General features: G+C 70.0%; 31 protein-coding genes. 17 read left to right on the top strand and 14 right to left on the bottom strand.

What is annotated here, in order from left to right; all coding sequences use genetic code 11:
- A partial coding sequence (locus tag AB0M47_RS32230; protein WP_363420761.1) for a hypothetical protein occupies positions 1-675 on the bottom strand: 675 nt, incomplete at its 3' end.
- Between the two features lie 71 nt (positions 676-746).
- Here AB0M47_RS32230 and AB0M47_RS32225 point away from each other — a divergent pair.
- Positions 747-1,319: a sigma-70 family RNA polymerase sigma factor gene (locus AB0M47_RS32225; protein WP_363420759.1), complete on the top strand. Its 573-nt coding sequence runs from the start codon at positions 747-749 to the stop codon at positions 1,317-1,319.
- Between the two features lie 24 nt (positions 1,320-1,343).
- Here AB0M47_RS32225 and AB0M47_RS32220 read toward each other — a convergent pair whose 3' ends face one another.
- Entirely contained in the window at positions 1,344-2,465 is a 1,122-nt protein-coding gene (locus tag AB0M47_RS32220) for a serine hydrolase domain-containing protein (RefSeq protein WP_363420757.1), read from the bottom strand.
- Between the two features lie 101 nt (positions 2,466-2,566).
- Between AB0M47_RS32220 and AB0M47_RS32215 the strand changes: the two genes are divergently transcribed.
- From AB0M47_RS32215 to AB0M47_RS32190, 6 genes are all read left to right on the top strand, one after another.
- Positions 2,567-2,809, top strand: coding sequence for a nucleotidyltransferase domain-containing protein (locus AB0M47_RS32215; RefSeq protein WP_363420755.1), 243 nt, complete (start codon positions 2,567-2,569; stop codon positions 2,807-2,809).
- Positions 2,810-2,959: 150 nt separating this feature from the next.
- Positions 2,960-3,370: a hypothetical protein gene (locus tag AB0M47_RS32210; protein ID WP_363420753.1), complete on the top strand. Its 411-nt coding sequence runs from the start codon at positions 2,960-2,962 to the stop codon at positions 3,368-3,370.
- Positions 3,371-3,471: 101 nt separating this feature from the next.
- Positions 3,472-3,891 carry a DUF6086 family protein gene (locus tag AB0M47_RS32205; RefSeq protein WP_363420751.1) on the top strand — a complete coding sequence of 140 codons (420 nt, stop codon included), beginning with the start codon at positions 3,472-3,474 and terminating at the stop codon, positions 3,889-3,891.
- Between the two features lie 117 nt (positions 3,892-4,008).
- On the top strand, positions 4,009-4,323 hold the full coding sequence (locus tag AB0M47_RS32200; protein WP_363420749.1) for a PadR family transcriptional regulator: 315 nt from the start codon (positions 4,009-4,011) through the stop codon (positions 4,321-4,323).
- On the top strand, positions 4,320-5,228 hold the full coding sequence (locus AB0M47_RS32195; RefSeq protein ID WP_363420747.1) for a hypothetical protein: 909 nt from the start codon (positions 4,320-4,322) through the stop codon (positions 5,226-5,228). The genes AB0M47_RS32200 and AB0M47_RS32195 overlap by 4 nt, the downstream gene beginning before the upstream one ends.
- 106 nt (positions 5,229-5,334) lie before the next feature.
- Complete coding sequence (locus AB0M47_RS32190) at positions 5,335-6,900, top strand: putative Ig domain-containing protein (RefSeq protein WP_363420746.1); 1,566 nt, start codon at positions 5,335-5,337, stop codon at positions 6,898-6,900.
- Between the two features lie 80 nt (positions 6,901-6,980).
- Here AB0M47_RS32190 and AB0M47_RS32185 read toward each other — a convergent pair whose 3' ends face one another.
- The 4 genes from AB0M47_RS32185 to AB0M47_RS32170 form a co-directional block, all read right to left on the bottom strand.
- The gene (locus AB0M47_RS32185; RefSeq protein WP_363420744.1) at positions 6,981-7,754 is read right to left on the bottom strand and encodes an ABC transporter permease; all 774 of its coding nucleotides are present in this window, start codon (positions 7,752-7,754) and stop codon (positions 6,981-6,983) included.
- A complete protein-coding gene (locus tag AB0M47_RS32180) occupies positions 7,751-9,265 on the bottom strand; it encodes a DUF1349 domain-containing protein (protein WP_363420742.1) in 1,515 nt (504 codons plus the stop codon). The genes AB0M47_RS32185 and AB0M47_RS32180 overlap by 4 nt, the downstream gene beginning before the upstream one ends.
- The gene (locus tag AB0M47_RS32175; protein WP_363420740.1) at positions 9,262-10,185 is read right to left on the bottom strand and encodes an ATP-binding cassette domain-containing protein; all 924 of its coding nucleotides are present in this window, start codon (positions 10,183-10,185) and stop codon (positions 9,262-9,264) included. The genes AB0M47_RS32180 and AB0M47_RS32175 overlap by 4 nt, the downstream gene beginning before the upstream one ends.
- 98 nt (positions 10,186-10,283) lie before the next feature.
- Complete coding sequence (locus AB0M47_RS32170) at positions 10,284-11,612, bottom strand: helix-turn-helix transcriptional regulator (protein ID WP_363420738.1); 1,329 nt, start codon at positions 11,610-11,612, stop codon at positions 10,284-10,286.
- A 64-nt stretch (positions 11,613-11,676) separates the two neighbouring features.
- Here AB0M47_RS32170 and AB0M47_RS32165 point away from each other — a divergent pair, with 64 nt between their 5' ends.
- Together AB0M47_RS32165 and AB0M47_RS32160 are read left to right on the top strand one after the other, a co-directional pair.
- Positions 11,677-12,888: an alpha/beta fold hydrolase gene (locus AB0M47_RS32165; RefSeq protein ID WP_363420736.1), complete on the top strand. Its 1,212-nt coding sequence runs from the start codon at positions 11,677-11,679 to the stop codon at positions 12,886-12,888.
- A 10-nt stretch (positions 12,889-12,898) separates the two neighbouring features.
- Positions 12,899-13,783, top strand: a complete 885-nt coding sequence (locus AB0M47_RS32160) for an alpha/beta fold hydrolase (protein WP_363420734.1) — start codon at positions 12,899-12,901, stop codon at positions 13,781-13,783.
- Between the two features lie 71 nt (positions 13,784-13,854).
- Here the strand turns inward: AB0M47_RS32160 and AB0M47_RS32155 are convergent, their stop codons facing one another.
- Positions 13,855-14,046: a hypothetical protein gene (locus AB0M47_RS32155; protein ID WP_363420732.1), complete on the bottom strand. Its 192-nt coding sequence runs from the start codon at positions 14,044-14,046 to the stop codon at positions 13,855-13,857.
- Between the two features lie 15 nt (positions 14,047-14,061).
- A complete protein-coding gene (locus AB0M47_RS32150) occupies positions 14,062-15,924 on the bottom strand; it encodes a hypothetical protein (RefSeq protein WP_363420730.1) in 1,863 nt (620 codons plus the stop codon).
- Positions 15,925-16,026: 102 nt separating this feature from the next.
- Between AB0M47_RS32150 and AB0M47_RS32145 the strand changes: the two genes are divergently transcribed.
- Positions 16,027-16,590: an isochorismatase family protein gene (locus tag AB0M47_RS32145; RefSeq protein WP_363420729.1), complete on the top strand. Its 564-nt coding sequence runs from the start codon at positions 16,027-16,029 to the stop codon at positions 16,588-16,590.
- Here the strand turns inward: AB0M47_RS32145 and AB0M47_RS32140 are convergent.
- Together AB0M47_RS32140 and AB0M47_RS32135 are read right to left on the bottom strand one after the other, a co-directional pair.
- Entirely contained in the window at positions 16,571-17,035 is a 465-nt protein-coding gene (locus AB0M47_RS32140; RefSeq protein WP_363420727.1) for a hypothetical protein, read from the bottom strand. The two genes, AB0M47_RS32145 and AB0M47_RS32140, sit on opposite strands and share 20 nt — an antisense overlap.
- A gap of 104 nt (positions 17,036-17,139) precedes the next feature.
- Positions 17,140-17,733: a TetR/AcrR family transcriptional regulator gene (locus tag AB0M47_RS32135; RefSeq protein ID WP_363420725.1), complete on the bottom strand. Its 594-nt coding sequence runs from the start codon at positions 17,731-17,733 to the stop codon at positions 17,140-17,142.
- A 19-nt stretch (positions 17,734-17,752) separates the two neighbouring features.
- Here AB0M47_RS32135 and AB0M47_RS32130 point away from each other — a divergent pair, with 19 nt between their 5' ends.
- Together AB0M47_RS32130 and AB0M47_RS32125 are read left to right on the top strand one after the other, a co-directional pair.
- Positions 17,753-18,319, top strand: coding sequence for a hypothetical protein (locus AB0M47_RS32130; RefSeq protein WP_363420723.1), 567 nt, complete (start codon positions 17,753-17,755; stop codon positions 18,317-18,319).
- Between the two features lie 133 nt (positions 18,320-18,452).
- Positions 18,453-20,228, top strand: a complete 1,776-nt coding sequence (locus AB0M47_RS32125) for a cellulose-binding protein (RefSeq protein ID WP_363420721.1) — start codon at positions 18,453-18,455, stop codon at positions 20,226-20,228.
- 147 nt (positions 20,229-20,375) lie between these two features.
- On the opposite strand, the gene AB0M47_RS32120 is transcribed toward AB0M47_RS32125, so the two are convergent.
- Together AB0M47_RS32120 and AB0M47_RS32115 are read right to left on the bottom strand one after the other, a co-directional pair.
- Complete coding sequence (locus AB0M47_RS32120; RefSeq protein ID WP_363420719.1) at positions 20,376-20,927, bottom strand: dihydrofolate reductase family protein; 552 nt, start codon at positions 20,925-20,927, stop codon at positions 20,376-20,378.
- 81 nt (positions 20,928-21,008) lie between these two features.
- Entirely contained in the window at positions 21,009-21,476 is a 468-nt protein-coding gene (locus tag AB0M47_RS32115) for a MarR family transcriptional regulator (protein ID WP_363420717.1), read from the bottom strand.
- Between the two features lie 92 nt (positions 21,477-21,568).
- On the opposite strand from AB0M47_RS32115, the gene AB0M47_RS32110 reads away from it, so the two are divergent.
- The gene (locus AB0M47_RS32110) at positions 21,569-22,405 is read left to right on the top strand and encodes an N-acyl homoserine lactonase family protein (RefSeq protein ID WP_363420716.1); all 837 of its coding nucleotides are present in this window, start codon (positions 21,569-21,571) and stop codon (positions 22,403-22,405) included.
- A gap of 110 nt (positions 22,406-22,515) precedes the next feature.
- Positions 22,516-23,427 carry a lysophospholipid acyltransferase family protein gene (locus AB0M47_RS32105; RefSeq protein WP_363420714.1) on the top strand — a complete coding sequence of 304 codons (912 nt, stop codon included), beginning with the start codon at positions 22,516-22,518 and terminating at the stop codon, positions 23,425-23,427.
- On the opposite strand, the gene AB0M47_RS32100 is transcribed toward AB0M47_RS32105, so the two are convergent.
- Positions 23,424-24,206, bottom strand: coding sequence for a CehA/McbA family metallohydrolase (locus AB0M47_RS32100; RefSeq protein ID WP_363420711.1), 783 nt, complete (start codon positions 24,204-24,206; stop codon positions 23,424-23,426). The two genes, AB0M47_RS32105 and AB0M47_RS32100, sit on opposite strands and share 4 nt — an antisense overlap.
- A 109-nt stretch (positions 24,207-24,315) precedes the next feature.
- Positions 24,316-25,065 (bottom strand): SDR family oxidoreductase, encoded by a 750-nt coding sequence (locus AB0M47_RS32095; protein ID WP_363420708.1) that lies wholly within the window; start codon positions 25,063-25,065, stop codon positions 24,316-24,318.
- A 118-nt stretch (positions 25,066-25,183) separates the two neighbouring features.
- On the opposite strand from AB0M47_RS32095, the gene AB0M47_RS32090 reads away from it, so the two are divergent.
- From AB0M47_RS32090 to AB0M47_RS32080, 3 genes are all read left to right on the top strand, one after another.
- Positions 25,184-25,828: a DUF2975 domain-containing protein gene (locus AB0M47_RS32090; protein WP_363420705.1), complete on the top strand. Its 645-nt coding sequence runs from the start codon at positions 25,184-25,186 to the stop codon at positions 25,826-25,828.
- Positions 25,828-26,052, top strand: a complete 225-nt coding sequence (locus tag AB0M47_RS32085) for a helix-turn-helix transcriptional regulator (protein WP_363420702.1) — start codon at positions 25,828-25,830, stop codon at positions 26,050-26,052. Before AB0M47_RS32090 ends, AB0M47_RS32085 begins: the two co-directional genes overlap by 1 nt.
- Positions 26,053-26,113: 61 nt before the next feature.
- Complete coding sequence (locus AB0M47_RS32080) at positions 26,114-26,587, top strand: carboxymuconolactone decarboxylase family protein (RefSeq protein WP_363420699.1); 474 nt, start codon at positions 26,114-26,116, stop codon at positions 26,585-26,587.
- Positions 26,588-26,707: the final 120 nt, after the last annotated feature.

Below are 26,707 nucleotides of genomic sequence, written 5' to 3'. Positions count from 1 at the left end.
ACTAACGTTGCCGCGTACGGGTCCGCGCAAGCGGACTTCGGCAGGTGGGCCGACGCGATGATCGAGCCAGACACTCCCGCGACGAGGGGCAGATACGAAGCCGTGCGACAGGATGCGGCTGACCTCGACGCGGCCGATGACGGCGTCGTTGACCGTGAGCAGCGTCAGCACGGCGACGAAGGCGGTCATCACCGGCAGGAGCCCGCCGGGACGCGTACGCCGCCAGGCCAGCCAGGCCAACGCGGCCCCGATGGCGACGTTCCAGGCGGCCGACTCGTGCCACAGATGCCCGGAGGAGACGGCGGCCACGACGGGATCGTGTGAGTGCGAGCCGCCCGCCGCGAGGCTGCTGATCTGGGCCACCCCGAGCAGGAACTGCGCCAGCCCGACGGCCAGCAGCGCCAGCCGCAGCAGGCTCGGCAACCGAGACGGTGACGGGGACGGCTTCGGTGCGGCGGCGACGACGGCCGCCAGTGCGTCCTCGCTCAGTCCCGGGGTCGGCAGCGAGATCGCCGTACGCGTCAGCCGGTCGAGCTGCTGGACCCGCTCCCACCAGGCCGAACACTCGGCACACCCGGCCAGATGCCGGTCCGCCTCGGCCGACGGGCGGGCGTCGCCGTCCATCGAAGCCGACAGATTGTCGCGGGTGAATTCGCAGGCCGGTGCCACTCCCATGGCATACATTGTCGCCGTGGTCACCCGGTTGGTTCCCGGTGTGCCCAGGTTAACCGGCTACCCTGGCGGGCGTGCCTGACGACGACGCTCACCTGACCGAGCTGGCGCTCGCCGCCAAATCCGGTGATCAGCAAGCCGTCGCCCAGTTCGTCGCGCGTACGCAGCGGGACGTCATCCGGTTCGTCGGCTATCTGGGCAATCCCGGGGAAGCCGAGGACCTCGCCCAGGAGACCTTCATCCGGGCGATGAAGGCGTTGCCTTCGTTCGAGGCCCGGTCGCCCGCGCGTACGTGGTTGCTCGCGATCGCCCGGCACACCGTCTTCGACCACCTGCGCGCCCAGTCCCGCCGCCCGCGCGCCGCCGCCGTCGAGGACTGGACGCTGGTGGCCGATCTGACCCAGGCCGGCACCGGTCCGCGCTTCGACGAGCAGGTGCTGCTCCGGCACCTCGTCGCCGGGCTCGACGACGACCGCCGGGAGGCCTTCGTCGCGACCCAGATCCTCGGCCTGTCCTACGAGCAGGCCGCCGACGTCCTGGGCTGCCCGATCGGCACGATCCGGTCCCGCGTCGCGCGCGCCCGGGACGATCTCGCCGCCGCGCTCACCGACGACGGGGATCGGCGCCGCGGCCTGCGCGCCGTCTGACCGTCACCGCCACTCCTGCCCTGGTCATGCGATCGCGCGAACTGCGTTGGCGACAGCCGCGATGAGCGAGTCGTTCTCTGGGGCCGCGGCGCCGCCGGCCGGGCTGAATCGCCGACGGGTGTAGCTGTACGCGAGGCCGCTGTCCGGATCGGCGAACGACTGGGCGCCGATCGCTCCACTGTGGCCGAATGCGCGTGGGCCCAGCGTCGGGTACCGGAGGCCGGCTGCCTCGAAGCCGAGCAGGAAGTGATCGGATTCGCCGGTCACCAGATCCGTGCCGGGCGTGTGGAGCGTCGTGAACTCGGCGACCGTCGCCGGGGTCAGCAACGGTGGCCGCCCGTCGAGGTGGCCGATCGCGGCGGCGTACATCTTCGCCAGGCCGCGCGCGTTCCCGACGCCACCGGAGGACGCCGGCCCGAGGGCGCGTACGCGACGGGTGTTGGCGAAGTCGACGAGGTCGGTGGGGGAGTCGGCGTGCAGATTGAACGCGATGCCGAGCAGGCTGTGCGGATCGATGCCGGCCCCGGTGGACGGTGCCTGCGACGGCTGCACCGGACGGTAGCGCCCTTCTTCGCTTTCGGGCAGCCCGAGGTAGAAGTCCAGCCCATAGGGTCGGCGTACGCGTTCGTCGTAGAACTCCCGGAGGGACCGCCCGGTGGCTCGCCGGACCACCTCGCCGGTCAGCGCCCCGATCACGAAGGCGTGGTATCCGTAGCCTTCGCCGGGAGCCCAGAACGGCTTCTGGTTCGCCAGCCGCGCGGCGATGACCTGGTCGTCGGCGAGCTCCTCGCTGGCGAGTCCGCCGTCCACTCCGATCAGCCCGGAGCGGTGGCTGAGCAGATCCCGCAGGGTGAGCGTGTCCTGGGCGAACTCCGGCCAGTGGGCCACGACGGGGCGGTCCAGCTCCAGCACGCCGTCTTGGACGAGAAGCGCCACGACCAGGTGCGCGGCGCCTTTCGCCGACGAGTAGAGGCCGGTCAGATCGTCATGGTCCATCCCGGCGGCGAGGTCCACCACCATCCGGTCGTGGTGGTAAGCGACCAGTTGGGCGCCCAGCCCCGGCTCGGCCGCGACGGCTCCGAAGAACGCGGTCCGCACAGCTCCGAAGCCGGCAGCGACGTAGCCGGCGGCGATATAGTCAGCCATGTCGGAAACTGTACTTTCATAGCAATCGTGGCACTTTCCTGGCGGTCGTCGGCGGCGCGCTCGAAGAATGCACGACCGTACTGCGGATATCGTTCATGATCATGGAAGACCTCCAGCCGATCGCGGCCCGCCTCGCCGAGATCCCCGGGGTGGTCGCGGTGGCGCTCGGCGGCAGCCGGGCTCGCGGCACCCACCGCCCGGACTCCGACATCGACCTCGGCCTCTACTACCGCGGCTCGCTCTCCGTCGATCAGTTGCGCTCTCTGGCCCAAGAATTCACGGGTACGCCCACCGAAGTGACCGAGCCCGGCGGATGGGGTCCCTGGGTGGACGGCGGCGGCTGACTGACCGTCGACGGGTGGCGGGTCGACTGGATCTACCGCGATCTCGACCGCGTCCGGCGCATCGCCGACGAGGTCCGGGCGGGCCGATACGAAGTCGGCGTCCAACCTGGACATCCCCTGGGGTTCTACTCCCACGCGTACGCCGGTGAGGTGGCGCTCGGCAAGATCCTGGCCGACCCCGCCGGCGAACTCGCCGGCCTCAAGACGCTGCTCTCGGCGTATCCGTCGAAACTGGCGGAGAGCTTGGTCCACGGACTGTGGGAGGCCGATTTCCTGGTGGGCTCGGCGAAGTACGCCGTGGCCGGCGCCGATCCCGCCTACGCCGCGGGCTGCCTGTTCCGCGCGATCGGCGTGCTGTGCCAGGCGTTGCACGCGCACGACGGAGCGTGGCTGATCAACGAGAAGGGCATGGTGGCCGCGACTGGACGGCTGCCGTCCGCCCCGCCGGACTTCGCCGCGCGGGCGCAGGCGATCTTCGCGGCGCTCGACCCGCTGGAGCAGGCCGTCGCCGACGCCGCGACCTTGACCGCCGAAGTCCGCTCCATCGTGGACCCTGACTAGCTGCGGATCACGGATACGCAGGCCTCCCTGGCCTTCGGTCACCTGGATATCCGTGATCTGGCGGTGCCGGTGCGCGAGCCTCGGCGGTGCATCATCACGGAGTGAGTCAGATCTTCCGGACCGGTGACGTCATCCTGTGGTACCCGTCGAATCGGGTAGCTCGACTGTTCCACGCGCTGACCGAAGTCCTCGTCTCGTTTGCTGAGCGGCCTGCCGGGATGGAAGACACCGGCGCCGATGAGTACGAGATCGACCGGGCGGCCTTCGTGGTTTTCGTCGATGAGCTGACGCGGCGGTATCTCGGGTCCAGCCACCCGATCCTGCGGTCGATGCTGGAGGGCTACCTGCCCACGGCGCTGGTGCTGGTGGAGCGGGCCGGCGGCAGCGTGGCGGCGCTGTCCGAGGCGATCGGCCTCGATCCCCGGGACGTGTCTGTCGGGCCCGGTGGCATCGGGGGGCTCGGTGACGCCGAGCGGTTGCGGGAGCTGGCGGCGGTTCACGCTCGGGCGATGCCGCGCTGAGTGCGCGGATCCAGAGCCGCGAAGGCGGGTTCTTGACACCTCTACTGTGCACGGCGATACTACGTGCTGCGTACTACGCGCGGCGTAGTATTGCTCAGGGCAAGAGGAGGGGTGTCGATGTCCGGACTTCCGGGGTTCGGCCGGTTCTCGGAACCGGCGCTGCTGATCCTGATCAGCCTCGCGAACGGACCCAAGCACGGGTACGCGATGCAGGACGACATCGCCGAGATCGCCGGCGACCGGCCGGGGCCGGGCACGCTCTACGGCGCGGTACGCCGGTTGGAGGAGCAGGGTTTCGTCGAGGCGCTGCCGGAGCAGGATCGGCGTAAGCCGTACGGGATCACCGATGCGGGACGGCAGGCGTTGCAGGCCGAGCTCACCCGGATGCGGTCGATGGCCTCGACCGGGCTCCGGCGGCTGGCGGTCTCGTGAGGCGGGCGCTGATCAGGTTGTATCCGCGGGCGACCCGCGAGCGCTACGGCGCCGAAATCCTCGAGCTGCTGCACGAATCCCCGAAACCGTTGCGTGACGCCGCCGATGTCGGCTGGCACGCGCTCACCGAAAGGATCGAGCACATCATGACCGTGGCATATCGCCGGTACGCGGCCTCGTTGGCGCTGTTCGCCGTCCTGGCCGTCGGCTTCGCACTCACCCAGCACGCGCTCATCTGGTTCGGCAACGTCTACCAGGATTCGGCCACCGGCTCCGGGCCGGCGCGCTTGGGCACTGGTGGCGTGCTGCTGGCGCAGGCGCCGATGTTCCTCGTCCTGATGGGACTGCTCGCGGGAGCCGTCCGCTGGGGACGACGCGGCCGGTGGAGCCCGGACGCACTCGGTGTCGTGCTGACGGCCGCTGCCGGGCTGGCCGTCGGCGATCTGCTGCTCATGGCGATTCGCGGACCGGTGGACGGGGAGCGCGTACGCATGGCGCTGGTCGCCCCGGTGGTCTGGGGAGCCGGGATGGCGCTGCTCGTGGTGGCGTACCGGGCGATGCGTCGCCGGGAGGTGCGATTCGCCGGGATCGTCGCGGCGGCCGGTGCGGTGGTGCTCCACCTGATCGTGTTCAGCGCGCCGGTGATCACCGCTGGGACGCACGGCCAGACGCTGCGCGGGATGGCGTCGGTCAGTGCCGGCTCCTACTGGGACCAGCTGACGACGCTGCCGCTGTACGGCGACGCCGGTAGCCATGTCGCGCTGGTGGATGTCCGTCAGTGGTTGCTGATTCTGGCGGCGGGCTTCTGTTTCGGCCTGCTGTGGGGTCCGTCGGCGGCGGCCCGGCCGGTCCCGTCGGCTGCCGTCGATCCGGTCGCCGCGATAACCGCCGGCCGGATGGGCTGAGCGTCGCGACGGGGGCGCTCAGCCATTTTTGATTCACGGTCTTCACTGGATCAGGCGGAGTCCATAGACTCTCGGCGATGCATTCCCTCATCCGGATGGAGACCCCATGCTAAGACGACTCGCCATCACCCTTGGCGCGACCGTCCTCGGCGCCGCCACCCTGGCCGGCCCGACCCCCGCCGCCGCGGACACCCTGCAGGCGGCCAGTCTCACCGCGACCATCGCGCTCAGCAACTGCTCGGCGTCCCTCGTCCGGTATCCCACCTCCGTGGACACCGACCGGGCGATGATGCTCACCAACGGCCACTGCTACGAGGGCGGCATGCCCGGCGCGGGGGTCGTCCTGACCAACCGCAGCAGCACCCGCTCCGGCACGCTGCTCAGCTCGACCGGCAGCAGCCTGGGCACCGTCCGCGCCGACCTGATGCTGTACGCGACGATGACCAACACCGACGTGACGCTCTACCGGCTGAACACCACGTACGCGTCGATCAAGACGAGCTACGGGGTCACCGCGTTGACCGTCTCGGCATCGCATCCGGCCGCCGGGAGCAGCATGTTCATCCCGTCCGGGTACTGGAAGCAGATCTGGAACTGCTCGATCAACGGCTTCGTCGGCACGCTCCGGGAAGACGCGTGGACGTTCCACGACTCGATCCGGTACGACCCCGACTGCGACACCACGCACGGCACCTCCGGGTCGCCGATCGTCGACCTGACCAGCGGCCAGATCGTCGGCATCAACAACACCGGCAACGACAGCGGCGAGATGTGCACGCTGGACAACCCGTGTGAGGTCGACCCCGACGGCACGACGCACGCGTACCAGGGGCAGAGTTATGGCCAGGAGACCTACTGGTTCACCACCTGCCTGACCTCGGCGAACGCCATCGACCTGAACAAGGCCGGCTGTCTGCTCCCCGGCGGCACCCCGCCGACCGGCAACACGGTCACCGTGACCAACCCGGGCAGCAAGACCGCGACCACCGGTACGCCGTTCAGCCTCCAGATCCAGGCGACCGACTCCGACACCACGCAGACGCTGACCTACACCGCCACCGGGCTGCCGGCCGGGCTGACCATCAACGGCTCCACCGGTCTCATCAGCGGTACGCCGACCACGGTGCAGACGTCGTCGGTGACGGTCACCGCCAAGGACTCGACGAACGCGAGCGGTTCAGCGACGTTCAGCATCGCGGTCGGTTCGCCCGGTGGGTCCTGCTCCGGTCAGCTCCTCGGCAACGCCGGCTTCGAGACGGGCACGGCGTCGCCGTGGACCTCGTCGTCCGGTGTCGTGGACAACAGTTCCAGCCAGGCGGCGCACGCGGGTTCGTGGAAGGCGTGGCTCAACGGCTACGGCAGCACACACACCGACACGCTGCAGCAGGCCGTCGCCATTCCGGCGGGCTGCACCGCGACGCTGACCTTCTACCTGCACATCGACTCCGCCGAGACCACCACCTCGACGCAGTACGACAAGCTCACGGTCACCGTCAACGGCACCAGCGTGGCCACCTACTCCAACCTCAACAAGGCGACCGGCTACGTCCTGCGTACCGTCAACATCTCCGCGTACGCCGGAACCACCGCGACCCTGAAGTTCACCGGAACCGAGGACTCCTCGCTCCAGACGTCGTTCGTCGTCGACGACACGGCGATCACCCTTAGCTAGTCCCATGATCAGGGTCATTTCCACGGCGCCATGGCGACATGGAAATGACCCTGATCACGCAAGGCGCACTGATCACCGCGTCAGGCGTCGCGCCGATGCACCACGACGGCGGCGAGCAGCAGCGAACCGGCCGCCCAGCAGGCCAGTACGCCCAGCCCCTGCCAGGGCGTCAGCGGCAACGTCGACAGCTGAGTGGTCGCCTGCACGGACAGTCCGGCGGTCGGCGTGATCTGCTGCAGATGCCGTTTCCAGCTGGGACTGGAGACCGCCTGGGTGATCAGTGGAATCAGATAGAGCAGCCCCAGCAGTACGCCGATCGACGCGGCGGTCTCGCGTACCACTGTGGACAATCCGAGCGCGACCAGCGCGATGAGCACGAGGTAGAGCACGGAGCCGGTGGTGGCGCGGAGCACGGCTCCGTCGGACAGCGACAGCCGGGCGAAGCCGTGGGCGGCGGTGAAACCGCTGCTGGGCAGCAGCAGCCGACCGGCGAGGAACGAGCCCGCCACGGCGAGGAGCCCGGCCGCCCCGATCGCACCGGTCACCACGATCGCCTTGGCGATGAGCAGCCGCAGCCGGTTCGGCACGGCGGACAGGCTCACCCGCAGCATGCCGGTGGCGTGCTCGCCGCTGATCGTCAGGACGGCGAGGATCACGACGACGGCCTGGCCGAGCTGGACGCCGGTGAAGCTGATCTTCGCCGGATCCTCGGGACAGCCGGTGGCTCCGCAGGTGATGGTGGCGGCGGCCGCCGTGCTCACGCCGACCGTCAGCACGACGATCGTCAGGAGCAGCCACGCCGTGCCCGGCGACGTCCGCAGCTTCGTCCACTCCGCGCGCAGTGCGTTCGTCATACGTCCCGCCGGCGTACCAGGAGGGTCGCGGCGGCCAGCGCGATCGCGGTCCAGCCGCACAACACGGCGACCCCGGCCCACGGCGCGAGCGGGAAGTACCCGTTCACCGGCGTGTAGATGTTGTCCACCTGCGCGTACTGCGGGGTGCTCTGCTGCACGGCGAACGCGGCGGCCGGGGTGAGCCGCAGCAGCCACTGCCCGGCCCCGGCGGGCAGCACGGTCATCGTCAGCAGGTAGGGGAGCACGATCGCGACGATCGCCGTGGTGACGGCCGCCGCGCTGTGCCGCACGATCAGGCCGAGCGCCAGCGCGAGCACCGCGGACACCGCGAGCACCGCTGTGGTCCCGACGATCACCTGTGCCTCGGTCGCCGCCGACACCGCGTGCACGTAAACACCGTTGGCGCGCAACACTTTCTGCCCGATGATCACCACCGCAGCCACGCCCGGCAGACTCGTGACGAAAGTGACCGCCCCGATCACCCCGGCCTTCGCGGCCAGCGTCCGGCCCCGCCGGGGATTCGCCGCCATAGTTGTACGCACAAGGCCGCGACGGTATTCGGCGGTGATGAACATGGCGCCGACCACGACCACGACGATGAGCCCGGCGAAGGTTCCGACGAGGGTCTGCGTGATGGTGACGCCCAACCCGGCGGCCCCGGCGACGGCGGGCGCGATGTCGCCCGTGCCGCTGACGGTGAAGCGGCCGTTGTCCTCCGTCGTCCCGCCCGCATTGCTGTCGGCGCCGCCGATGATCTCGCCGTGCCAGGCGCTGGTCGGCGTACCGGTGACCGCCACGTTCTCGAACACGCCGGTCGCCTGGGTCGGGCCGCCGTACGCGCCGGTGATGCCGAACGCGCCGCTGGTCGCCGCGGAATACTGCGGCGACGTGGCGAACAGGCCGACCTCCACGGTGTCGGGCAGCCCGCTGAGATCGGCGGTGCCGACGGTCTGCCAGGCGGATCCGTCCGCCGAGGCCTCGGCCTTGACGGTGTCACCGGTACGCGTGAGCCGCAGCCACTGCGGCGTCTGCGGTGTAGCGGATCCGGCGACGTCGTGCGTGTAGTCGTACTGCAGGCGTACGCCGTGCGTGCCGGTCAGCATGACGGCCGCGTACGCCGAACCCGGGCGGGTGCCGTCCTTGAGCAGCAGGCCCGCCTTGGCCCAGGGGACCAGGCCGGGGCGACCGGCGGCCGCTCCCTTCGCCGCGCTCGGCCCGGTGCCGCCGGAGTGCTCGGCGCTCGGGTCCGGGTCGTCGGGCAGGATGCCGGTCAGCGAGGTCAGCTGGGCGGTGATGGTCCCGTCGCCGGTCATGGGCTGATGCAGGAAGGTGAAGGCGTCGGTGACCTCCTCGCCACCCGGCCCGACCGGCAGACCGCAATCGGCTCCACAGGTGCCCTGCATGCCCGGCATGATGCCGAGGCCGACGATCGCGGCCGACGCCACGATCATGGCGAGCACCCAGCCGCGTACGGTGCGGAACTTGGTCCATTCGGCGCGCAGCGACCTCATCGGGCCACCTCGCCCGCACGGTATTCGACGGCGTCCCGGGTGAGTTCGAGGTACGCCTCCTCCAACGTGGCCCGATGGGCGGTGACCTCGGAGAACACCACTTGACGGGCGTTCAGCGCGGCGACGACGTGCGGTGCGGCGAGCCCGGTGACGCTGAGCGTGCCCGGCTCGGCTGCCGCGACGTTCGCCCCCGCCGCGGTGAGCACTCCCGCCGCGTTCGCGTCGTCGGTGCGTACGCTCACGCGCCCGTCGGAGATCGTCGCGCGCAACTGGGCGACCGTGGTGTCGGCGAGCACCCGCCCCCGGCCGACGACCACGACATGATCGGCGGTGTCCTGGAGTTCGCTCATCAGATGGCTGGAGACGAGCACCGCCCGTCCCTGCTGAGCCAGCTCCCGCAGGAAACCCCGCATCCAGATGATGCCCTCGGGGTCCATGCCGTTGAACGGCTCGTCGAGCATGAGCGTACGCGGATCGCCGAGCAACGCGGCGGCGATGCCGAGCCGCTGGCGCATGCCGAGGGAGAAGCCGCCGGCGCGGCGGCGGGCGGCCGAGCCGAGCCCGGTCAGCTCGATCACCTCGTCCACCCGGCGTACGCCCAGACCCTGGGAGTGCGCGAGCCACAGCAGGTGGTTGCGGGCGGTCCGGCTGGGCTGCAAGGCCGAGGCGTCGAGCAGCGAGCCGAGCTGGGTGAGCGGCCGGGACAGCGTCCGATACGGCTGGCCGCCGACGAGGGCGGTCCCGCCGTCGGGCCGGTCGAGCCCCAGCACGACCCGCATCGTGGTGGACTTCCCCGCGCCGTTCGGGCCGATGAACCCGGTCACCCGCCCGGCGTCGACGGTGAAGGTCATGCCGTCCAGCGCTAGTTTCGAGCCGAACCGTTTGCGCAGCCCGTCGACGACGATGTTCTGAACTGTCATGAGGGCAGTTCTACGGATCGCCCGATAACACGACCCGAACCGTCGTTGTCATACCGCTGTTAGGCGGGTCTGCCGGGGTCGGGCGGGCTGTGCCGCGGTCAGGCGGGGCGATCGGCCCGCCTGACCGCCGAATGGGTCCGTGGTTCGCCGAAGCCCGCCGCGCTCATGCCGGCGCGCAGCGCCCGCAGCTCGCCGGCCTGGTCGCCGAGGTCGGCGTACTGGCCGGCCAGCCGCCGCCAGGCCAGCCCGATCTCCCGGGACGGCGGGGCGGCCTGACTGAGCGCGGCCTCGGCTTCGGCCAGCTTCAGGGCGGCGGTATCGGCCTGACTCTGTGCCGTGAGCACCGAGGCGACCGCCAGCCGGGCGCGGGCTTCCTCGAGTGGGCTGCCCGTGGCCAGCTCCTCGGCCTCGGCGGCCCAGCGCGCCGCCTCGTCGAGGTCGTCGAGCTGCAGGCAGGCCACGGTCATCGCCTGCCGAGCGGCGCTGCGGATGATGGGCGACCCCACCTGGTCGAGCCGATCGGTCGCGGTCAGCAGCAGCTCCCGGGCCTGATGTGGATCGGCCGGTTCGCTCGTCAGCAGCAGGAGGGCGTACGTGGCGCGCAGTTCGGCGAGATTGCGTTCATGATCGGCCTCCCCGAACACGGCCAGCGCCCGGTGCAGCAGCCGGCGGGCGTCGTTCGTGCGGCCCGACGCCCACGCGACGCGGCTGGCGTTCCAGTACGCCGACCCCCGGGCCAGTGGCGTGCCGTGGTCCTCGGCGAGGCCCAGGAACCGTTCTCCCAGCAGCCGGGCCCGAGTCAGGTCGCCGCGCTGTTCGTGGCTCCCGAACAGGGAGACCCCCAGCCGGAGGGCGGCGTCGGTCCACTCCAGATCGAGGCGTTCGAAGGCCTCCAGGGCACGCTCGCCGACGGCGATGGCGTAGTCGAAGTCGCCGGAGAGCCGATAGCACCGCATGATGTCGACCGCTCGCTCGGCCCACTCGGCGGTGTCGGGTTCGGCGGCCCACCAGAGCCCCTCGTACGCCTCGATCGCGGCGTCCAGCGAGCCGAGGCTCTCCCAGGCGCGGGCGCGCACCAGGTCGGCCTGCGTACGCAGCTCGGCCGGGCAGTCCGCCGGGATCGCGGTCGCCAGTTCGGCCAGCGCCTGTTCGGCGGAACCGTGGTGGACGGCCAGTTCGGCGAAGGCGATCCGGCGTTCGATCTCCAGCCAGCCGGCCGGGGTCTCACCGGTCGTCAGGAATTCGACGGTGGTGTCGAGCAGCGCGGCGATGTGCTCGAGCGCCGCCCGGGACGGCCGTCGGCGACCGGATTCGATCAGGGAGACGAGGCTGGCCGACAGGACGCCGGGCAGCACCAGCTGAGCCTGCGCCAACCCGCGTCGTTTGCGCAGCTCAGTGATTCTCTTGCCGATCTGTTCGTCGCCCACCGGATCAGTGTAGTGTCATGAGCGGCTTTACAAATCATGACAGCCGCCATTACAGTCTCGCCTCATGAAGATCGTTCTGGCCGCCGTCGCCACGACGGCGGCGATCACGGCTGCGCTCCTGCTGCCGGCGTCGGCGTACGCCGATCCCGTCGATGACGCCTGGCAGGCACAACGCGCCAACGCGCTGCCGCGTACCTCGTTCTACGACCCGCCGTCGCCGCTGACCTGGGCGCCGGGCGGGACGGTCATCCGCACCGAGCAGACCGCCGAGTACGCGATCGGCGCGGCCACCCGCGTCCTGTACCACTCGCGTACCTCCGGCGGCCGGGACGTCGCCGCGTCCGGTGTCGTCCTCACCCCGCCCGGCGTCGCACCGAGCGGCGGGTGGCCCGTCGTCCTGTACGCGCACGGAGCGAGCGGCATCGCCCGGGACTGCGCCCCGTCGCTGATGCGCGACCTCTACCACGGCGACCAGGTCGAGAAGTTCCTCGACGCCGGGTACGCCGTCGTAGCGCCCGACTACGCGGGGCTCGGCACCACCGGTCGGCCCGAGCTGGTCAACAAGACGGCCGAGGCCGACGACCTCCGGTACGCCCTGCGCGCCGCGTACGCGCTCCGCACCGATCTATCTCCGAAGTGGACGATGTGGGCGCACTCCCAGGGTGGCGGGGCCGCGCTGGGGCTGGCCGAACAACTGGTCTGGGCACCGGAACCCGGTTACCTCGGCGCGGTGATCACCTCGCCGGCCGCCGACCTGCCGACGTTGTTCGACCACGTCGTCAGCACTCCGGGCTACGGCGCGTTCGGCGCCTTGCTGCCGGCTGGTGCGAAGTACAGCGATCCGTCCATTCGGCTGGATCGGATTCTCACCACGGAGGCGCTGAACCGGTTGCCCATCACCGGATCCGGCTGCCTGGGCGTCGCGAGTGCGGCGTACGCCGATCTGACCGGGGCTGCGCTCGTCCGCTCCGGTTCGAACGACGCGCACTTCACCCGCTATCTACGAGTCAACTCCACCGGCACGCTTCCCGTCGCCGGCCCGCTCCTGCTCGTGCAGGGCGACGCCGACACGGTGACGCCCCGGGCGGTGACCGACGGCGTCGCGGCCGGGCTGTGCCGCACGGGTGCACGTCTGGACTACCGCGTCTACTCGGGACTGGAGCACGACAGCTACCCGCAATGGGGCGTCGTCGGCATCGACGACGGCGCGATGCCCGACATCCTGGCCTGGACCGGCGATCGGTTCGCCGGCAAGCCCACGACCACCACCTGCTGAGGAGCCGTCCATGGAAAAGGTGACCTTCGACGCCGCCGGCGTCACCCTGTCCGGTCTGCTGTTCCGCCCCAGTGGCGAGCACGTCGGCCCGCGGCCCGCCGTGGTCGTCGCGGGCTCCTGGACCAGCGTCAAGGAACAGATGCCCAGCTTTTACGCGGCCCGGCTGGCCGAGCACGGCTTCGTCGCGTTGGCGTTCGACTTCACCGGCTACGGCGAGTCGGGTGGGGAGCCCCGGGACGTCGAGTCCCCGTCCCGGAAGGTGGCCGATCTCGGGCACGCCGTGAGCTATCTGTCCGGTCTGGACGGTGTGGACCCGGATCGGCTCGGTTCGCTGGGCATCTGTGCCGGAGCCGCCTTCACCGCCGTGCACGCCGGAGAGGACTCGCGCATCCGGGCGGCGGCGATGGTCGCACCCGGACTCCAGGACGGCGAGCTGGCCCGGCTGGCGTTGGGCGGCGAGGAGTCGTTCCAGCAGCACCTGGCGCAGGGCGTCGCCGCGCGCGCTTCGTACGAGGCGACCGGTGAGGTGGCGTACGTGACGGCGGTGAGCGACACCGATCCGAGCGCCGCCATGTTCGGGCCGTTCACCTACTACCTCGACCCGAACCGGGGCGGGATTCCCCAGTACGCCAACCGGTTCGCCGTCATGGCTTGGGCGGAGTGGCTCACCTTCGAGCCGGTCCCGAGCGCCGACAAGATCGGCGTACCCGTGCTGATCGTGCACAGCGAGACCGCCGCGATCCCCGAAGGAGCCCGGCGATTCGCCGCCCGGCTGAGCACCCCGGCCGAGTTCGTCTGGCTGCCCGAGCGTACGCAGTTCGACTTCTACGACCAGGAGCCCACGGTCACCGAGTCGGTCGAGGCCGTCGCCGCGTTCCTGAGCAAGCAGCTCTAGGCCGGATCTCGATCAGGGTCATTTCCCTGTCGCCATGGCACGCTATGGCAGCGGGGAAATGACCCTGATCATCACGGAGCTGACGGCTTACGCAGCCCCAGCCAGATCAGCACCAGGCCGACGATCGCCACGATCGGCCCGATCACCGCCCACATCGTCTCGCCGGTCATGCTGCTGCCGCCGAGAACGCCGACGCCCTGCAACGTCCAGGTCGCGCCGGACAGCGTCAGCAGGATGCCCAGAATCAGCCAGACCCATCGCATAGGCCGACGCTACGCTCAACTGCGGGCCAGCACCACGATCCGGTCGGCCTCGGTGAAGGTGATCGCCTCGCCCTTGTCCGGGTTCAGGCGTACGCCGAACGCCGGTGCCTGGTCGGTCAGGTCGGAGCGGCGGTAGCCGAAAGCGGTCTCGCCCCGGCGGATCGCCGCCTCGATGACGGTGGCGAAGGTCGTCGCCACACCCGGGACGACGTACTCGTCGACCGGCTTGAGGTAGATGTCGGCGCCACCGGGTTCGAACAGCTCGGCGAAGACGGCGCTCAGGTGGCCGTTGCGGGCGAGCTGGGTCAGCAGCAGGCTGATCATCTTCTGGCTCACCACGAAGTCGTCGGCCCGGGTCACCTGGGCCAGCCGCCGGTTCGCGTCGTCGTTCAGCTCGCCGACGATCGCGTACGAGGCTCCGCCGCGCTCTTTGATGTCGCGCAGGTGCAGCAGGGTCACCAGGCTCCGCGCGTCGGACTGGGCGGCCTCCAGTTCGTCGTCGGCCAGCACGACGACGTGCTCGTAGCTCGCCGGGTTGAGCGCCTCCAGCGCGCGGCGGTTCGTCGGATCGCAGCGCGAGGTGCTCACCGACAGATGGCGTACGCCCTCCACAGTGGTGTCGACGTCGAGCCGGGTCGCCGCGACGTGCAGCGTCGAGCCCTCGGTGAGGTAGCGGTCGAGCAGCCGGACGATGGTCGGCCCCCGGTCGTTCCAGCCGAGGACGAGGGTGTCGTCGGCGACGGCGGTGCTCTTGCCGTTGCCGCTGATCGCCGACGTGTCCACTCGGTAAGGCTCCAGCGCCAGCCGGATCGCCGCCCGGTTCTCGGCCAGCTGGATCAGCTCGTCCCCGTCCTGGAGCACCGTGGCGGCCTCCGGGTTCACCTCGACGCGGCCGTCATTGTGGCGTACGCCCAGGACTGTGCTGGTCGCGTACCGCTGGAGAATCGAGGCGTAGGACACCCCGGACAGGGACGGTTCGGCGAGCATGTGCAGCTCGACGCCCTCGAAGCCGAGCAGGTCGGTGCAGACGGCGGACAGGCCGGGGTGCCGCCGCGACTGCACGAGCAGGCGCGCGGTGATGTCCTCGGCGTCGATGATGGTGACCTCGGCGCCGCCGGCGAGGGTGGCGGCGGGCATGTTGCCGGTGTCGCGGATGACCGCGACGGACGGCGGACGGCCCTTGGGCCAGTCGAGGTGGCGCAGCGCGAGCAGCGACTTGACCACCTGGATGTCGGGGCTGTCCCCGGCGGGCGAGGGCATCATCACGACGCGTGACTCTTCTGGGCGCACGATGCGCAGATCGGCGGGATCGGCCGGGTTCCCGGTGCGGCACACGAATCGCACGTCGCCCGCGTCGCCGACCTTGTCGCGCAGCTCGTCCTCCATCGCGACCTTGTCCCGGTCGGCCAGGATCGCCACGGTGGTGCGGCCGGACTCCGACAGCGACAGCTCGCGGATGATCGTCGGCAGCTGGTCGGACCAGCCGAGGACCACGGTGTGGCCGCGTTCGATGACCTGGGACCGACCCTTGCGCAGTTCGGCGAGCCGGTCGGACAGACCGGTCGTCAGTACGCCGACGAACGCGGACAGGATGAAGATGCCGCCGACGGTCGCCACGAACATGAAGGCGACGTAGAGCGGCTTGGACTCGTCGTCGCCGCCGATCGTGCCGGCGTCCAGGGCGTGCAGGAAGTTCTTCCACAGTGCGTCGCCGGGACCTTTCACGGCAGACGGTGTGAAGACCAGCACGATCCCAGCCAGCACGACCACCAGCCCGACCGTCGCCAGGCCGAGCAGGCCGGTCAGTGCGGGAGTGCCCCGGGACATCAGGTTGTCGAACCAATACCGCAGCCGAGCCGAGATCACGAGGGGCCTCACAGCAGACAAGGGGGATGTAGACGGGTGATGCTATCGGCCACCGAAACGCGGGAGTGTCGGGCAGGCGAACGCGTGTCCGATGATCTTCGCTAGGGTCGGCGCATGACCACGCTCGCGAACCGGCCCGGTACCGCCCTGCTCGTCGTCGACGTGCAGAACGGGGTGATGTCCGACGCGTACGAGCGGGACCGGGTCGTGGCGACCATCGGGCGGCTGGTGGATCGCGCGCGCGGCGAGCACGTCCCGGTCGTCTGGGTGCAGCACAACGACGAGGTGCTGGTCGCCGACGGCGAGCCCTGGCGGATCGTCCCCGAGCTGTCGCCGAAGGACGGCGATCCGGTCGTGCAGAAACACCACGCCGATTCGTTCGAGGCGACCGGTCTCGACGAGCTGCTGGAGGGCCTCGGGGTCGGCCGGGTGCTGGTCACGGGTGCGGCGACTGATGCCTGCGTACGCGCGACGCTGCACAACGCGCTGGCCCGGGGCTACGACACGACGCTCGTCGGCGACGCGCACACCACTGGGCCGCTGCCGGACGGGCTGGGCCTGCCGTCGCCGGATCAGGTCATCGCGCACACCAACTTCTACTGGGCGCAGCAGACAGTGCCCGGCCGGGTCGCGGCGACGGTGCCGGCGGACCAGGCGATCAGTGCAGCGCGAGTTTGAGGATCATCAGGACGATCCCGAACAGCCCGGCGGCTCCGGTGACGATCACAAGCGGCCAGCCGGTGACGCCGCGCCGGCGTCCGGCGATGTAGCCCATGAGGAAGAGCCAGACGATGGTGAAGCCCATCGCGATGGTCAACGCCGTCCGGGTGTCCGCGCCGAGCAGGGCCGACACGACGAGTACGAGCAGCGGGGCGTACGACGCCCGGATCAGCGGCATCCCCTCGTGGAACGAATGGCGCACGTCGGCCCGGGTCAGGTGATGGCCGTGGGCGTACGCGCCCAGCAGGTCGGCGTACCGCTCGGCGAGCCAGTAGACGAACACGGTGACCAGCACCAGCACGACGACGGTGAGCACCGAGTCCTGCGGCGCGGCCGCCATGACCGAGCCGCTGATGATCGTGCCGTAGATCGCGGCCGCCTGGTGCCGGGGCGATGGCTCCACGGGGTCATTTTCCTGGATCGCTGGTCGGTATAAGGGCGGATCACGGATATGCCTGCGATCTTGGCGGCAGGATGCCCGCACATCCGTGATCTGCCGCAACAGGCCTACCAAGCGCCCTCGGTCAGCGCCTTCGCCGCCAGGTCGGTCACCTCGTGCTGGTACGCCTTGTCGGCCGGCTTCCGCAGCAGGTAGATCCGGGCGAAGATCGCGCCGAGCACCAGCGAGTGCACGACCTCGGCGTCGACGGGCGTACGCAGGTCGCCGCGGCGCCGGGCCTGGTCGAGGATCGTCTCGACGTACGCCCGTTCCTCGGCGACGAAGGTCCGCATGAACCGGTCGGCGACGTCGTCGTCGGCGGTGACGTCGGCGAGCAGTGCCGGCAGGGCGGCCCGGGTTTCGGGGCTGCTGAGGCTGCGGGCGATCCCGCCGACCAGCCAGCGCAGGTCGGTACGCAGATCGCCGGAGTCGGGCGGCGGGTCGAGTGTGCGGCCGTGGACGGCGGCGGCGAACACGAGATCCTGCTTGCCCGCGTACCGGCGGTAGATCGCGGCCTTGCCGACGTTGGCCTTTCCGGCGACGAGGTCCATGGTCAGCGCGCCGTAGCCCACCTCGGCCAGCAGCGTCCGGGTGGCGGCCAGGATCGCGGCGTCCACCCGGGTGTCGCGGGGGCGGCCGCCCCGTTGTGGTTCGTCCGTCACCGTGCCATTATACGGAACTATGAGTTCCGAAACTAGCAGTTCCGTAACCATGCTGGACGACCTGCTCCCGGAGTACGCCTTCCACTCTCGCTACACCCGGATGATCGCCGCCGATCCGCCGACGGTCTGGGCGAGCCTGGACGAGATCCCACGCTGGCGGCTGCCGGTGACCGGGCTGCTGATGGGCGTACGCACGCTCGGGTCGAAGCGGTTGCGGTCCGGCCCGCCGATGCTCGCCACAGTGGACGGAGTCGAGCAGGTACGCGGCGCGGTCGCGAAGTTCTGGCGGCTCAAGCCGGAGCTGGCGAAGATACCGCCGGGCCCGGGCGCGTTCGTGTCCTTCGACGAACCGGGCTGGGCCAAAGCCGCCATGTCGCTGCGGCTGGCGGTGACGGAGGCCGGCACTGAAGTCGTCGTGGAGACCCGGGTGCAGCCGACGAGCCCGGACGCGGGCCGGCGGTTCGCCCCGTACTGGCGGCTCATCAAACTCGGCGGTGCGGGCCTGATCCGGATCGAACTCCTCGGCGCGCTGGCCTGGACCGCCGAACGAAGGGCCAGAACCTGCAACAAACCTGCAAACGCATAGCCTTGAATTTCGGAAAGCGCTTTCCCTAGGCTGGGCCTGTTTCGAACGTATTTCGATCCGTCATCGGCCGAACGAATCGGCCAGTCTGGAAAGGCGAACGGAGATGCGCCCACTACTCCGATGGAAACTGCCCATGGCCGCGGTCATGGGTACGCTCGCGGCAGCGGCGACAGTCGTGATCGGACTGTCCAGTCCGGCCGTCGCGGCCACCCTGTTCAGCGACGACTTCAACGACGGCAACGCCAGCGGCTGGAGCACCAGCGGCGGGACCTGGTCGGTGGTCACCGACGGCACGCCCGCGTACCAGCAGGGCGGCACCAGCTCGGACGCGCGGGCCCGGGCCGGCACGAGCAGCTGGACCGACTACACCGTGACCGTGAACGTGAAGCCGACCGCGACCAACGGCAGCAACCGCTTCGTGGCGGTGCTGGCCCGGGCGCAGTCGTCGACGAGCTACTACTACCTCGCGCTGCGCAGCAACAACACGGTCGAACTGAAGAAGCTCGTCAGCGGTTCCTCCACGACCCTGGCCTCGGCTTCGCTGACGTTCACCCTGAACGCGACGTACGCGTTGAGCCTGCAGGTCGCCGGCAGCTCGTTGCGGGGCACCGTCAACGGCGGCACCGTCCTGACGGCCACCGACACGCAGTTCGCCAGCGGCCAGATCGGCGTGGCGACGTACTACGCCAGCGCCCGGTTCGACAACGTCGTGGTGACCGACGCGGCCGGCCCGTCGCCGAGCGCGACGACCGGCAGCCCGACCAGTTCACCGACGAGCAGCCCGACCAGCAGCCCGACGGCGAGCCCCACGACCAGTCCGACGACCGGCGCGGTCTACGTGGCGCCGGGCGGCACCGACAGCGCGGCCGGCACGCAGGCCAACCCGACGACGCTGACCTCGGCGCTGACGAGGATCGCGGCGGGCGGCACGATCTACATGCGGGGCGGCACCTACAACTACTCGTCGACGGTGACGATCGCCCCCGCCAACAGTGGAACCTCCAGCGCCCGCAAGACGCTGTCGGCGTACCCGGGGGAGACGCCGGTGCTCAACTTCTCCGCGCAGGCCGAGGACTCGGCCAACCGGGGCCTGGCGCTGAACGCGAACTACTGGCGCGTCTACGGCCTCGTCGTCGAGCGGGCCGGCGACAACGGCATCTTCGTCGGCGGCAGCAACAACATCATCGAGCGTACGGTGACCCGGTTCAACCGCGACACCGGTCTGCAGCTGTCCCGGATCGCCTCCGACACGCCGCAGGCGCAGTGGCCGGCGAACAACCTGATCCTCAGCGCAGAGTCGCACGACAACGCCGACTCTGACGGTGAGGACGCCGACGGCTTCGCGGCCAAGCTCACCGTCGGCTCCGGCAACGTCTTCCGGTACGCCGTCTCGCACAACAACATCGACGACGGCTGGGACCTGTACACGAAGACCGACACCGGCCCGATCGGCGTGGTGACCATCGAGGACTCGCTGTCCTACAACAACGGCACGCTGAGCGACGGCAGCCAGGCCGGGGCGGGCGACCGCAACGGCTACAAGCTCGGTGGCGAGGACATCGGGGTGAACCACATCGTGCGGCGCAGCATCGCGTACCACAACGGCAAGCACGGCTTCACCTACAACAGCAACCCGGGCTCGATGACGATCTCGAACAACGTGAGCATCGACAACGCCGAGCGCAACTTCAACTTCGACGCGGGCACGTCGGTGTTCCGCACCAACACGTCCTGCCGATCCAGCAGCGGGACCAACGACCGGATCATCGGCGACTCCGACAGCTCCAACCAGTTCTGGAGCGGCACGAACGGCTCCCGCTGCACCACCTACAGCGGCGCGCTGGGCTGGTCGTACGCCTCGGACGGCCACCTCGTGGTGACCTTCCACGGCGTCGTCGTCACGCCGTAAGCGCTCGACGCCACATCGCGGGCGGCGTGCTCCGGACCTCCCGGAACACGCCGCCCGCTGTCGCTTCCGGTGATCTCCGGAGGCTGGCGTACGTAACCGGGCCGCGGAAAGGTCGCCGGCCTTCCGGAGATCACTTCGAAGGCTGGGTCAGGCGCGCTCGTAGTGGTTGATCACGACGCGGCCGTCGGCCACTACCGAGTTCACGAGCCGCAGGTTGAGCCGATCGGCGGGGTGCGCGAAGAGCGGGCGGCCGCCGCCGAGCACGACGGGGTGGACGGCGACGTGGTACTCGTCGATCAGGCCGTGCTCGGTGAGTGCCGCGGCCGCGCCGATGCCGCCGGTGAGCAGCAGGTCCCGGCCGTCCTGCTGCTTGAGCTCGGCGACGGCCTCGGCCTCGACCACGGCGGTGGTCCAGTCGTCGCCGGCGTAGGTGCGGGACAGGACGATCTTCGGGGTGGCCCGCCAGAACGGCGCGAACTTCGCCACGTGCGCGTCGTCGGAGATCTCTTCGGCGGTCGGCCAGAAGCCGGCCATCATCGCCCACACCACCCGCCCGAACAGCAGCGTGTCGACCCGGCTGTCCAGCCCGTCCGAGTACGCCGCCAGTTCCTGCCCCATCACGGGCCAGTCGAACTCGCCGTTCGGACCGTCGACGAACCCGTCGACCGAGGTGTGCACCCAGTAGATGACCTTGCGCATGATGTCGGCTCCCTTCCAGCTCTCAGTGTCCTGCTGATTCTGTGCTGATTCTGAGCTAGGTCGGAGCCGGACCGGCCTTCTCTACATCCGCGCCGAAGATTCTTTCCGGAGGGCGACGGCGTCCCCGGCGGGTTGGCCGGCGACCAGCGTACGCAGGAACGCGGCGGCCGTGGCGAGTTCGCGAGCGGAGCCGGCCGCGGCCAACATGCGGTGCAATTCGTCCTCGATCGCGGCGACCTTGCGGGCGAGGCGTCGGCCGGCCGGAGTCAGGCTCAGCTCGACCTGCCGCCGATCCTGTTCCCCCGGTACGCGACGCACCAGTTCCGCGCTCACGAGCCGGTCGACGAGGCGGCTCGGGTTGGTGCCGCTCTCGCAGACGAGCAGCTCGCCGAGGCCGGACAGGGTGAGCGGCTGCCGATCCTCCAGCAGGCGCAGCACCTCGGCCTGGGCGGGGGTGATGCCGTGCGGGCGGAGCGCCTGGGCGAGCTGCCGGTTCCCCTCGCGCTGAGCGGCCAGGATCAGGTAGCGCAGTTCCTCAACGGGTGTCACGGCATTAGATTACACGACATGTATCTGTGAGGACCGTCTCACTCTCTCACCGATCTGTGACACGACATCTAATGACGCGTAACGTAATCCGCATGAAGGTCTCCGTCATCAGCACCGGCAGCGTCCAGATCCGCCCGCAGCACGTCGGCCCGACCCGCCAGCCCACCTACCTCTGGCTGATGGTCACGGCGCGCGACTGGACACCGCCGCGGCCCATCAACGCGTACGTGATCGAGCACCCCGAAGGCGTGGTGCTCTTCGACACCGGGCAGGACATCGCCTCGATCACCGATCCGGCGTACTTCCCCGGCGGTCCCACTCGATACATCTACGACCGGCTGGCGAAGTTCGACATCTCGCCCGATCAGACGCTCACGGCGGCCCTGCGACGGCTCGGGCACGGCCCCGGCGACGTGCATACGGCGATCCTGTCCCACCTGCACCAGGACCACATCGGCGGACTTCCGGAACTGGCCGGATCCCGGATCCTCGTCAGCGCCACCGAATGGGACGACATGCGAAAGCCGTTCGCGGAGCAACGCGGCTTTCTGCGTACCCATATAGAGGTGCCGGGGCTGCGCTGGGAGCGAGTGGCCCCCGAGGCGCTGGGCGACGCGGAGCTGGCGCCGTTCCTGACCGGGCACGATGTGTTCGGTGACGGCGCACTGATCGTGCTCCCGACCCCCGGGCACACCGCGGGTTCGCAGTCCCTGCTGGTACGCCGTCCCGGCCGCGCGCCGCTGCTGATGGTCGGGGACCTCACCTACGACGCGGACCTGCTCGCGGCCGGGGAGATCCCGGGCGTCGGTGACCGGAGGGCGATGCGGGAGGCCGTCGCGATGGTCAATGAGCTGCGCCGGCGACTCCCGGATCTGGTGGTGCTGCCGGCCCATGATCCCGGTGCGGCACAACGGCTCGCCGCGGCCTGAGCCGGGCGTGATCAGGGTTCACCAGCAGGTCATCCAGATTTCCGGGCATCGGCATCCCTCGGTACGCCAGGTCGCAGAGGCTGGACTTCCCGATACGTAGGGAGACCGTGGTGTCATCCGTGTACTGGCTGGCGCGCTCGGGCATCGCCGTCGTGGGAAGAACGCCGCGCCGGTTGAGGCATGGTCTGGCCTCCACCGTCGCCTCGGCGAGCTACCTGGGCTGGCGGTCCAAGCGCCGGATCACCCAAGAGAACATGGCGAAGGTCCTCGATCTGCCGGTCGCCGATCTTCGCGTGAAGCGTGCCGCGCTCGCCTCATGGTTCAACTACGGCCGGACGGCGGCGTCGCTGATCTGTCTGCCCTACCTCGACATGCGCGACGTCGAGGCCACCTCGCAGGATCTGACGCAGGGCACGACCTGGCAAGACCGCGTCGCGGCGGCGATGGCCCCGGGCAAGGGCGCGATCATCACCACCGGCCACTTCGGCAGCTGGGACCTGGCGGGCGCGGTCGCCGCCCGCCACGTCCCGCTCTCAGCCATCGCCGACACCTTCAAGGACCCACAGCTCAACAGCCTGCTCCAGGGACATCGGCGAGAGAAGCGCGTCGACATCATCCCGGTCTCCAACGCGGCCCGCCGGGCCATGGCGGAACTGGTCGCGAGCCGGGCCGTCGCCATCGTCATCGACCGGCCGGTCACCCGGGAGCGCGGCGTCGAGGTCACGTTCTTCGGCCGGAAGACCTACGTCCCGATCGGCTCCGCCGCGCTGGCGGTCAAGACCGGTGCGGCCATCCTGCCGGGCTATTGCTGGTACGCACCAAGCGGCGGCTACTACATCCGAGCGTTCCCACCGATGTTCCCGCGACCGGTCGGTGACACCGCGGAACGGCTGCGCGAAGTGCGGCGGCTGACCCAGTACATGTTCTCCTGCCAGGAGGAAGTGGTCCGGCACAGCCCCACGCAATGGTTCATGTTCCGGCGGTTCTGGCCGCCGGAGCCGGCGGCTATCGCGGCCGCCTAGCCCAACTCCGTGGTTGCTGCGCGGTCGCGGCTTTCCGCGTGGGCTTCGCGGCGGCGGCTTTCCGCGTGGGCTTCGCGGCGGCGGCGCAGCATGCGGCGTGGCGGGTCCACGAACCAACTCCACGCGCACTGCGCCACGTACGCGCCCGGGTTGAGCCGCTGGGGCTTCTGCTCCTGCCCGCCGACCCGGGTGGTCCGCCCGATGATCGCGGCGCGCAGATCCGCCGCGGTCGCCCCGGCGAACTGTGTGTACCCGGCTCCGACGTGCTGCCAGAAGTGGGCGTCGCTGGAACCGATCTCGGCCAGCCCCCATTCCGCGTTCGCCGTACGCACCGCCGCCCGCTGCGACGCGTTCGCCGGGCTCGGGTTGTAGATCTCGATCCCGTCGATCTCGTAGCCGGTGCTCAGCAGCTCGTCGATCTTCCGGCGACTCAGGCTCGGCACGAGCCTGCCGAACGGGTGCGCGACGACGACGAGCCCGCCCTGCTCCTTGATGGCGTCGATGCTCTCCTGCACCGGGCGCATCGGCTTGGGCGCCTTGCGTACGAACAGGCCGAGGAGGTGACCGCTGCGGGTGGTGACCTCGACCCCGGCGATCAGCTGGATCGGCGACGCGGTCTCGGCCAGCACCTCCTCGACTCGGCGTACGCCGTCGAGGTGGTCGTGGTCCGTCACCGCGATCACCGACAATTGCTTCTCGACCGCCGTACGCACCAGCCGGGCCGGACTGATCCAGCCGTCCCCGAGGTTGGTGTGCAGGTGGAGGTCGGCCCTACCCACTGGCTTGCCTGCCCCCGCCCGCTTGTTCCCGGCAGATCACGGTTATGGATGCTTCCCGCGCCGGTTTAAGCGTGCGTAACCGTGATCTGCAGCCCATGGGTCGGCGGGGTTACGTCCGGAGGTAGGAAGCGCCGTTGAGGTCGATGATCGTGCCGGACGCCCACTCCGCCAGCGGCGAGGCGAGCCAGTGCACGGCGGCCGCGATCTCCTCGGGCCGCGCGACGCGGTCGAACGGGCTCTGCGCACGGATCGCCGCTCCGGCGGGCGAGGCGAGGTATTCGGCGGCCATGTCGGTCTCCACGAAGCCGGGTGCGACGGCCGCGACGGCGATCCCGTGGCGGCCGAGTTCGACCGCGAGCGACTGCGTCAGCGAGTTCAGGCCCGCCTTGCTCGCCCCGTACGCCACATGTTCCGGCTCGCCCCTGAAGGCGCCCCGCGACGTGATGTTGATGATGCGCCCGCCCTTGTCGCGCATGTGCCGGGCGGCGCACCAGATCGCGTTGGCCGGACCCACGAGGTTGGTGTCCAGCGTGCTGCGCCACCGGTCCTGCCAGTCGGCGTACGAGGTCTCGAAGACGGGATGCGGCGCGTAGACCCCGGCGTTGTTGACCAGGACATCGAGTCCGCCGAGCGCTTCGGCCGCGCCGTCGACCACCGCGCGTACGGCGTCGGGGTCGGTGAGGTCGCCCCGGACGACCACGTGGCCTTCGCCCGGCAGCGTCGTGCGTACGTGTTCGGCCTGGTCGGCTGACCCTCGATAGTGGACGGCAACCCGGTCGCCGTCGCGGGCGAACGCCTCGGCCACCGCCCGTCCGATTCCGCGGGAGGCTCCGGTCACCAGAATCGCGCGTCCAGTCATGCCGGTGATCATGCCGCAGGGACGGCCGCGGTCCGCAGACGGCTTGACGCGGTGAGAGCGGCGGCATATCGTTTCTCGATATCCATATTGTTTTTCGATACTCCGGGGAGGGTGTGTCATGGAAGAGCAGAAGTGGGGGAACTGGCTGCGCGGGCTGGCGGCGATCGCCACGTTCGTGCAGATCGCGGCGGTGTGCGTGGCGGTCGCGGTGCTGGTCATCGCGTTCATCCCGAAGTCGCCGGTCGCCGTCGAGCTGCCGACGTCCATGCTGTCGTCGGCTGGGTCGCCGGCTGGGGCGCCGTCTGGGTCGTCGGATGCGTCGGCTGCGTTGTCGGGGAAGGTGGTGCCCGGCGTCGAGATCGATCCTGAGGGCACGGTGATGGTCCGGGTGACCGATCCGTCGTTGGTGCAACGGCTGCTGTATCTGGTGACGATCCTGCCGGGGCTGCTGCTCATCGCCGAGATCGCCCGGCGGCTGGCGGGGTTGCTGCGGATCGCCCGGGAGCAGGACCCGTTCTCGTCGCGTACGGCGAAGGACCTGACCGTCGTGGCGAAGATCACCGCGTTCGGCGGCGCCGGAGCGTGGGCGGTCGCGATCGTCGCGCTCTGGGTGCTCTCGACGACGGTCCTGCGCGACGGCGGGGCGTTCGTGTCGTCGCCGCCGCTGCTGCCGTGGGTCTTCGTGGCGTTCATCCTCGCCGGGTTCGGCCAGCTCATCGCGCGCGGCGTCGCGATGCGGACCGAGCTGGACGCGGTGATCTGATGGGGGAGTCGGCCGAGCATCGCATCGAGGTCCACCTCGACGAACTGCTCGCGGCGCGGGGGATGACGCTGGTCGAGTTGTCGGCGATCGTCGGGGTGACGGTCGCCAACCTCTCGATCCTGAAGAACGGCCACGCTCGCGCCGTACGCTTCAGCACCCTGACCGCGATCTGCGACGCCCTCGACTGCACCCCAGGCGAGCTGCTGACCGTGACGAAGGGGTGACGAGGGCCACCTGAAGCCCACTCGATGTCACAGCCGGACGGCGCCGTCTCGTCTCGGGGGCATGGAAGCACGATTGAACCTCACCGAGAGCCCGGTCGCGGCCAAAGTCCTGCGGCACTTCTACACGGCGGCCAAGACCCTCGCGGACTCGAATCTGCCGGCCGCGACGCAGAACCTGGTGATGCTGCGGGCCAGTCAGATCAACGGCTGCGGATTCTGCACCGACATGCACTTCAAGGATGCGGTCCACATCGGAGAGACCCCGGTACGCCTCAACCTCGTCGCCGCTTGGCGGGAGTCGACGGTGTTCACCGAGGCCGAACGGGCCGCCCTGGAGCTGACGGAGGAGGCGACCCGGATCGCCGACGGGGCCGGCGGGATCGGCGACGACGTGTGGGATCGGGCCGCCAAGCATTACGACGACGAGCAACTCGGGCTGCTGGTACTGGTGATCGGGCTCATCAACGCGGCGAACCGCATGAACATCGCCGTGAAGCAGCCCGCCGGCGACTACCAGCCGGGCCAGTTCGGCTGAGCTGTACCGGGGGCCACACACCCGTTGAGCGAAGGGCGGATCAGGGATCTGGGCCGAATCTTGGGCCAAGATTCGGCTCTCCGGCTGCTTGTGTGGGTCACGAGCGGTCGGGGAGCTTGA

This window comes from Hamadaea sp. NPDC051192 (genome assembly GCF_040682475.1).
GTDB classification, from domain to species: Bacteria; Actinomycetota; Actinomycetes; order Mycobacteriales; family Micromonosporaceae; genus Hamadaea; species Hamadaea flava.
The sequence above is the reverse complement of the archived record's forward strand: the minus strand, read 5'-3'. Positions and strand labels throughout refer to the sequence as shown.

Coding starts and splice junctions, on each gene's coding strand:
- AB0M47_RS32095 (WP_363420708.1), bottom strand. CDS start 25,065: ATGACTGGACGCGCGATTCTGGTGACCGGAGCCTCCCGCGGAATCGGA.
- AB0M47_RS32090 (WP_363420705.1), top strand. CDS start 25,184: ATGGAAGAGCAGAAGTGGGGGAACTGGCTGCGCGGGCTGGCGGCGATC.
- AB0M47_RS32145 (WP_363420729.1), top strand. CDS start 16,027: ATGACCACGCTCGCGAACCGGCCCGGTACCGCCCTGCTCGTCGTCGAC.
- AB0M47_RS32165 (WP_363420736.1), top strand. CDS start 11,677: ATGAAGATCGTTCTGGCCGCCGTCGCCACGACGGCGGCGATCACGGCT.
- AB0M47_RS32155 (WP_363420732.1), bottom strand. CDS start 14,046: ATGCGATGGGTCTGGCTGATTCTGGGCATCCTGCTGACGCTGTCCGGC.
- AB0M47_RS32080 (WP_363420699.1), top strand. CDS start 26,114: ATGGAAGCACGATTGAACCTCACCGAGAGCCCGGTCGCGGCCAAAGTC.
- AB0M47_RS32120 (WP_363420719.1), bottom strand. CDS start 20,927: ATGCGCAAGGTCATCTACTGGGTGCACACCTCGGTCGACGGGTTCGTC.
- AB0M47_RS32190 (WP_363420746.1), top strand. CDS start 5,335: ATGCTAAGACGACTCGCCATCACCCTTGGCGCGACCGTCCTCGGCGCC.
- AB0M47_RS32160 (WP_363420734.1), top strand. CDS start 12,899: ATGGAAAAGGTGACCTTCGACGCCGCCGGCGTCACCCTGTCCGGTCTG.
- AB0M47_RS32130 (WP_363420723.1), top strand. CDS start 17,753: ATGAGTTCCGAAACTAGCAGTTCCGTAACCATGCTGGACGACCTGCTC.
- AB0M47_RS32085 (WP_363420702.1), top strand. CDS start 25,828: ATGGGGGAGTCGGCCGAGCATCGCATCGAGGTCCACCTCGACGAACTG.
- AB0M47_RS32200 (WP_363420749.1), top strand. CDS start 4,009: ATGTCCGGACTTCCGGGGTTCGGCCGGTTCTCGGAACCGGCGCTGCTG.
- AB0M47_RS32180 (WP_363420742.1), bottom strand. CDS start 9,265: ATGAGGTCGCTGCGCGCCGAATGGACCAAGTTCCGCACCGTACGCGGC.
- AB0M47_RS32125 (WP_363420721.1), top strand. CDS start 18,453: ATGGCCGCGGTCATGGGTACGCTCGCGGCAGCGGCGACAGTCGTGATC.
- AB0M47_RS32175 (WP_363420740.1), bottom strand. CDS start 10,185: ATGACAGTTCAGAACATCGTCGTCGACGGGCTGCGCAAACGGTTCGGC.
- AB0M47_RS32185 (WP_363420744.1), bottom strand. CDS start 7,754: ATGACGAACGCACTGCGCGCGGAGTGGACGAAGCTGCGGACGTCGCCG.
- AB0M47_RS32220 (WP_363420757.1), bottom strand. CDS start 2,465: ATGGCTGACTATATCGCCGCCGGCTACGTCGCTGCCGGCTTCGGAGCT.
- AB0M47_RS32110 (WP_363420716.1), top strand. CDS start 21,569: ATGAAGGTCTCCGTCATCAGCACCGGCAGCGTCCAGATCCGCCCGCAG.
- AB0M47_RS32215 (WP_363420755.1), top strand. CDS start 2,567: ATGGAAGACCTCCAGCCGATCGCGGCCCGCCTCGCCGAGATCCCCGGG.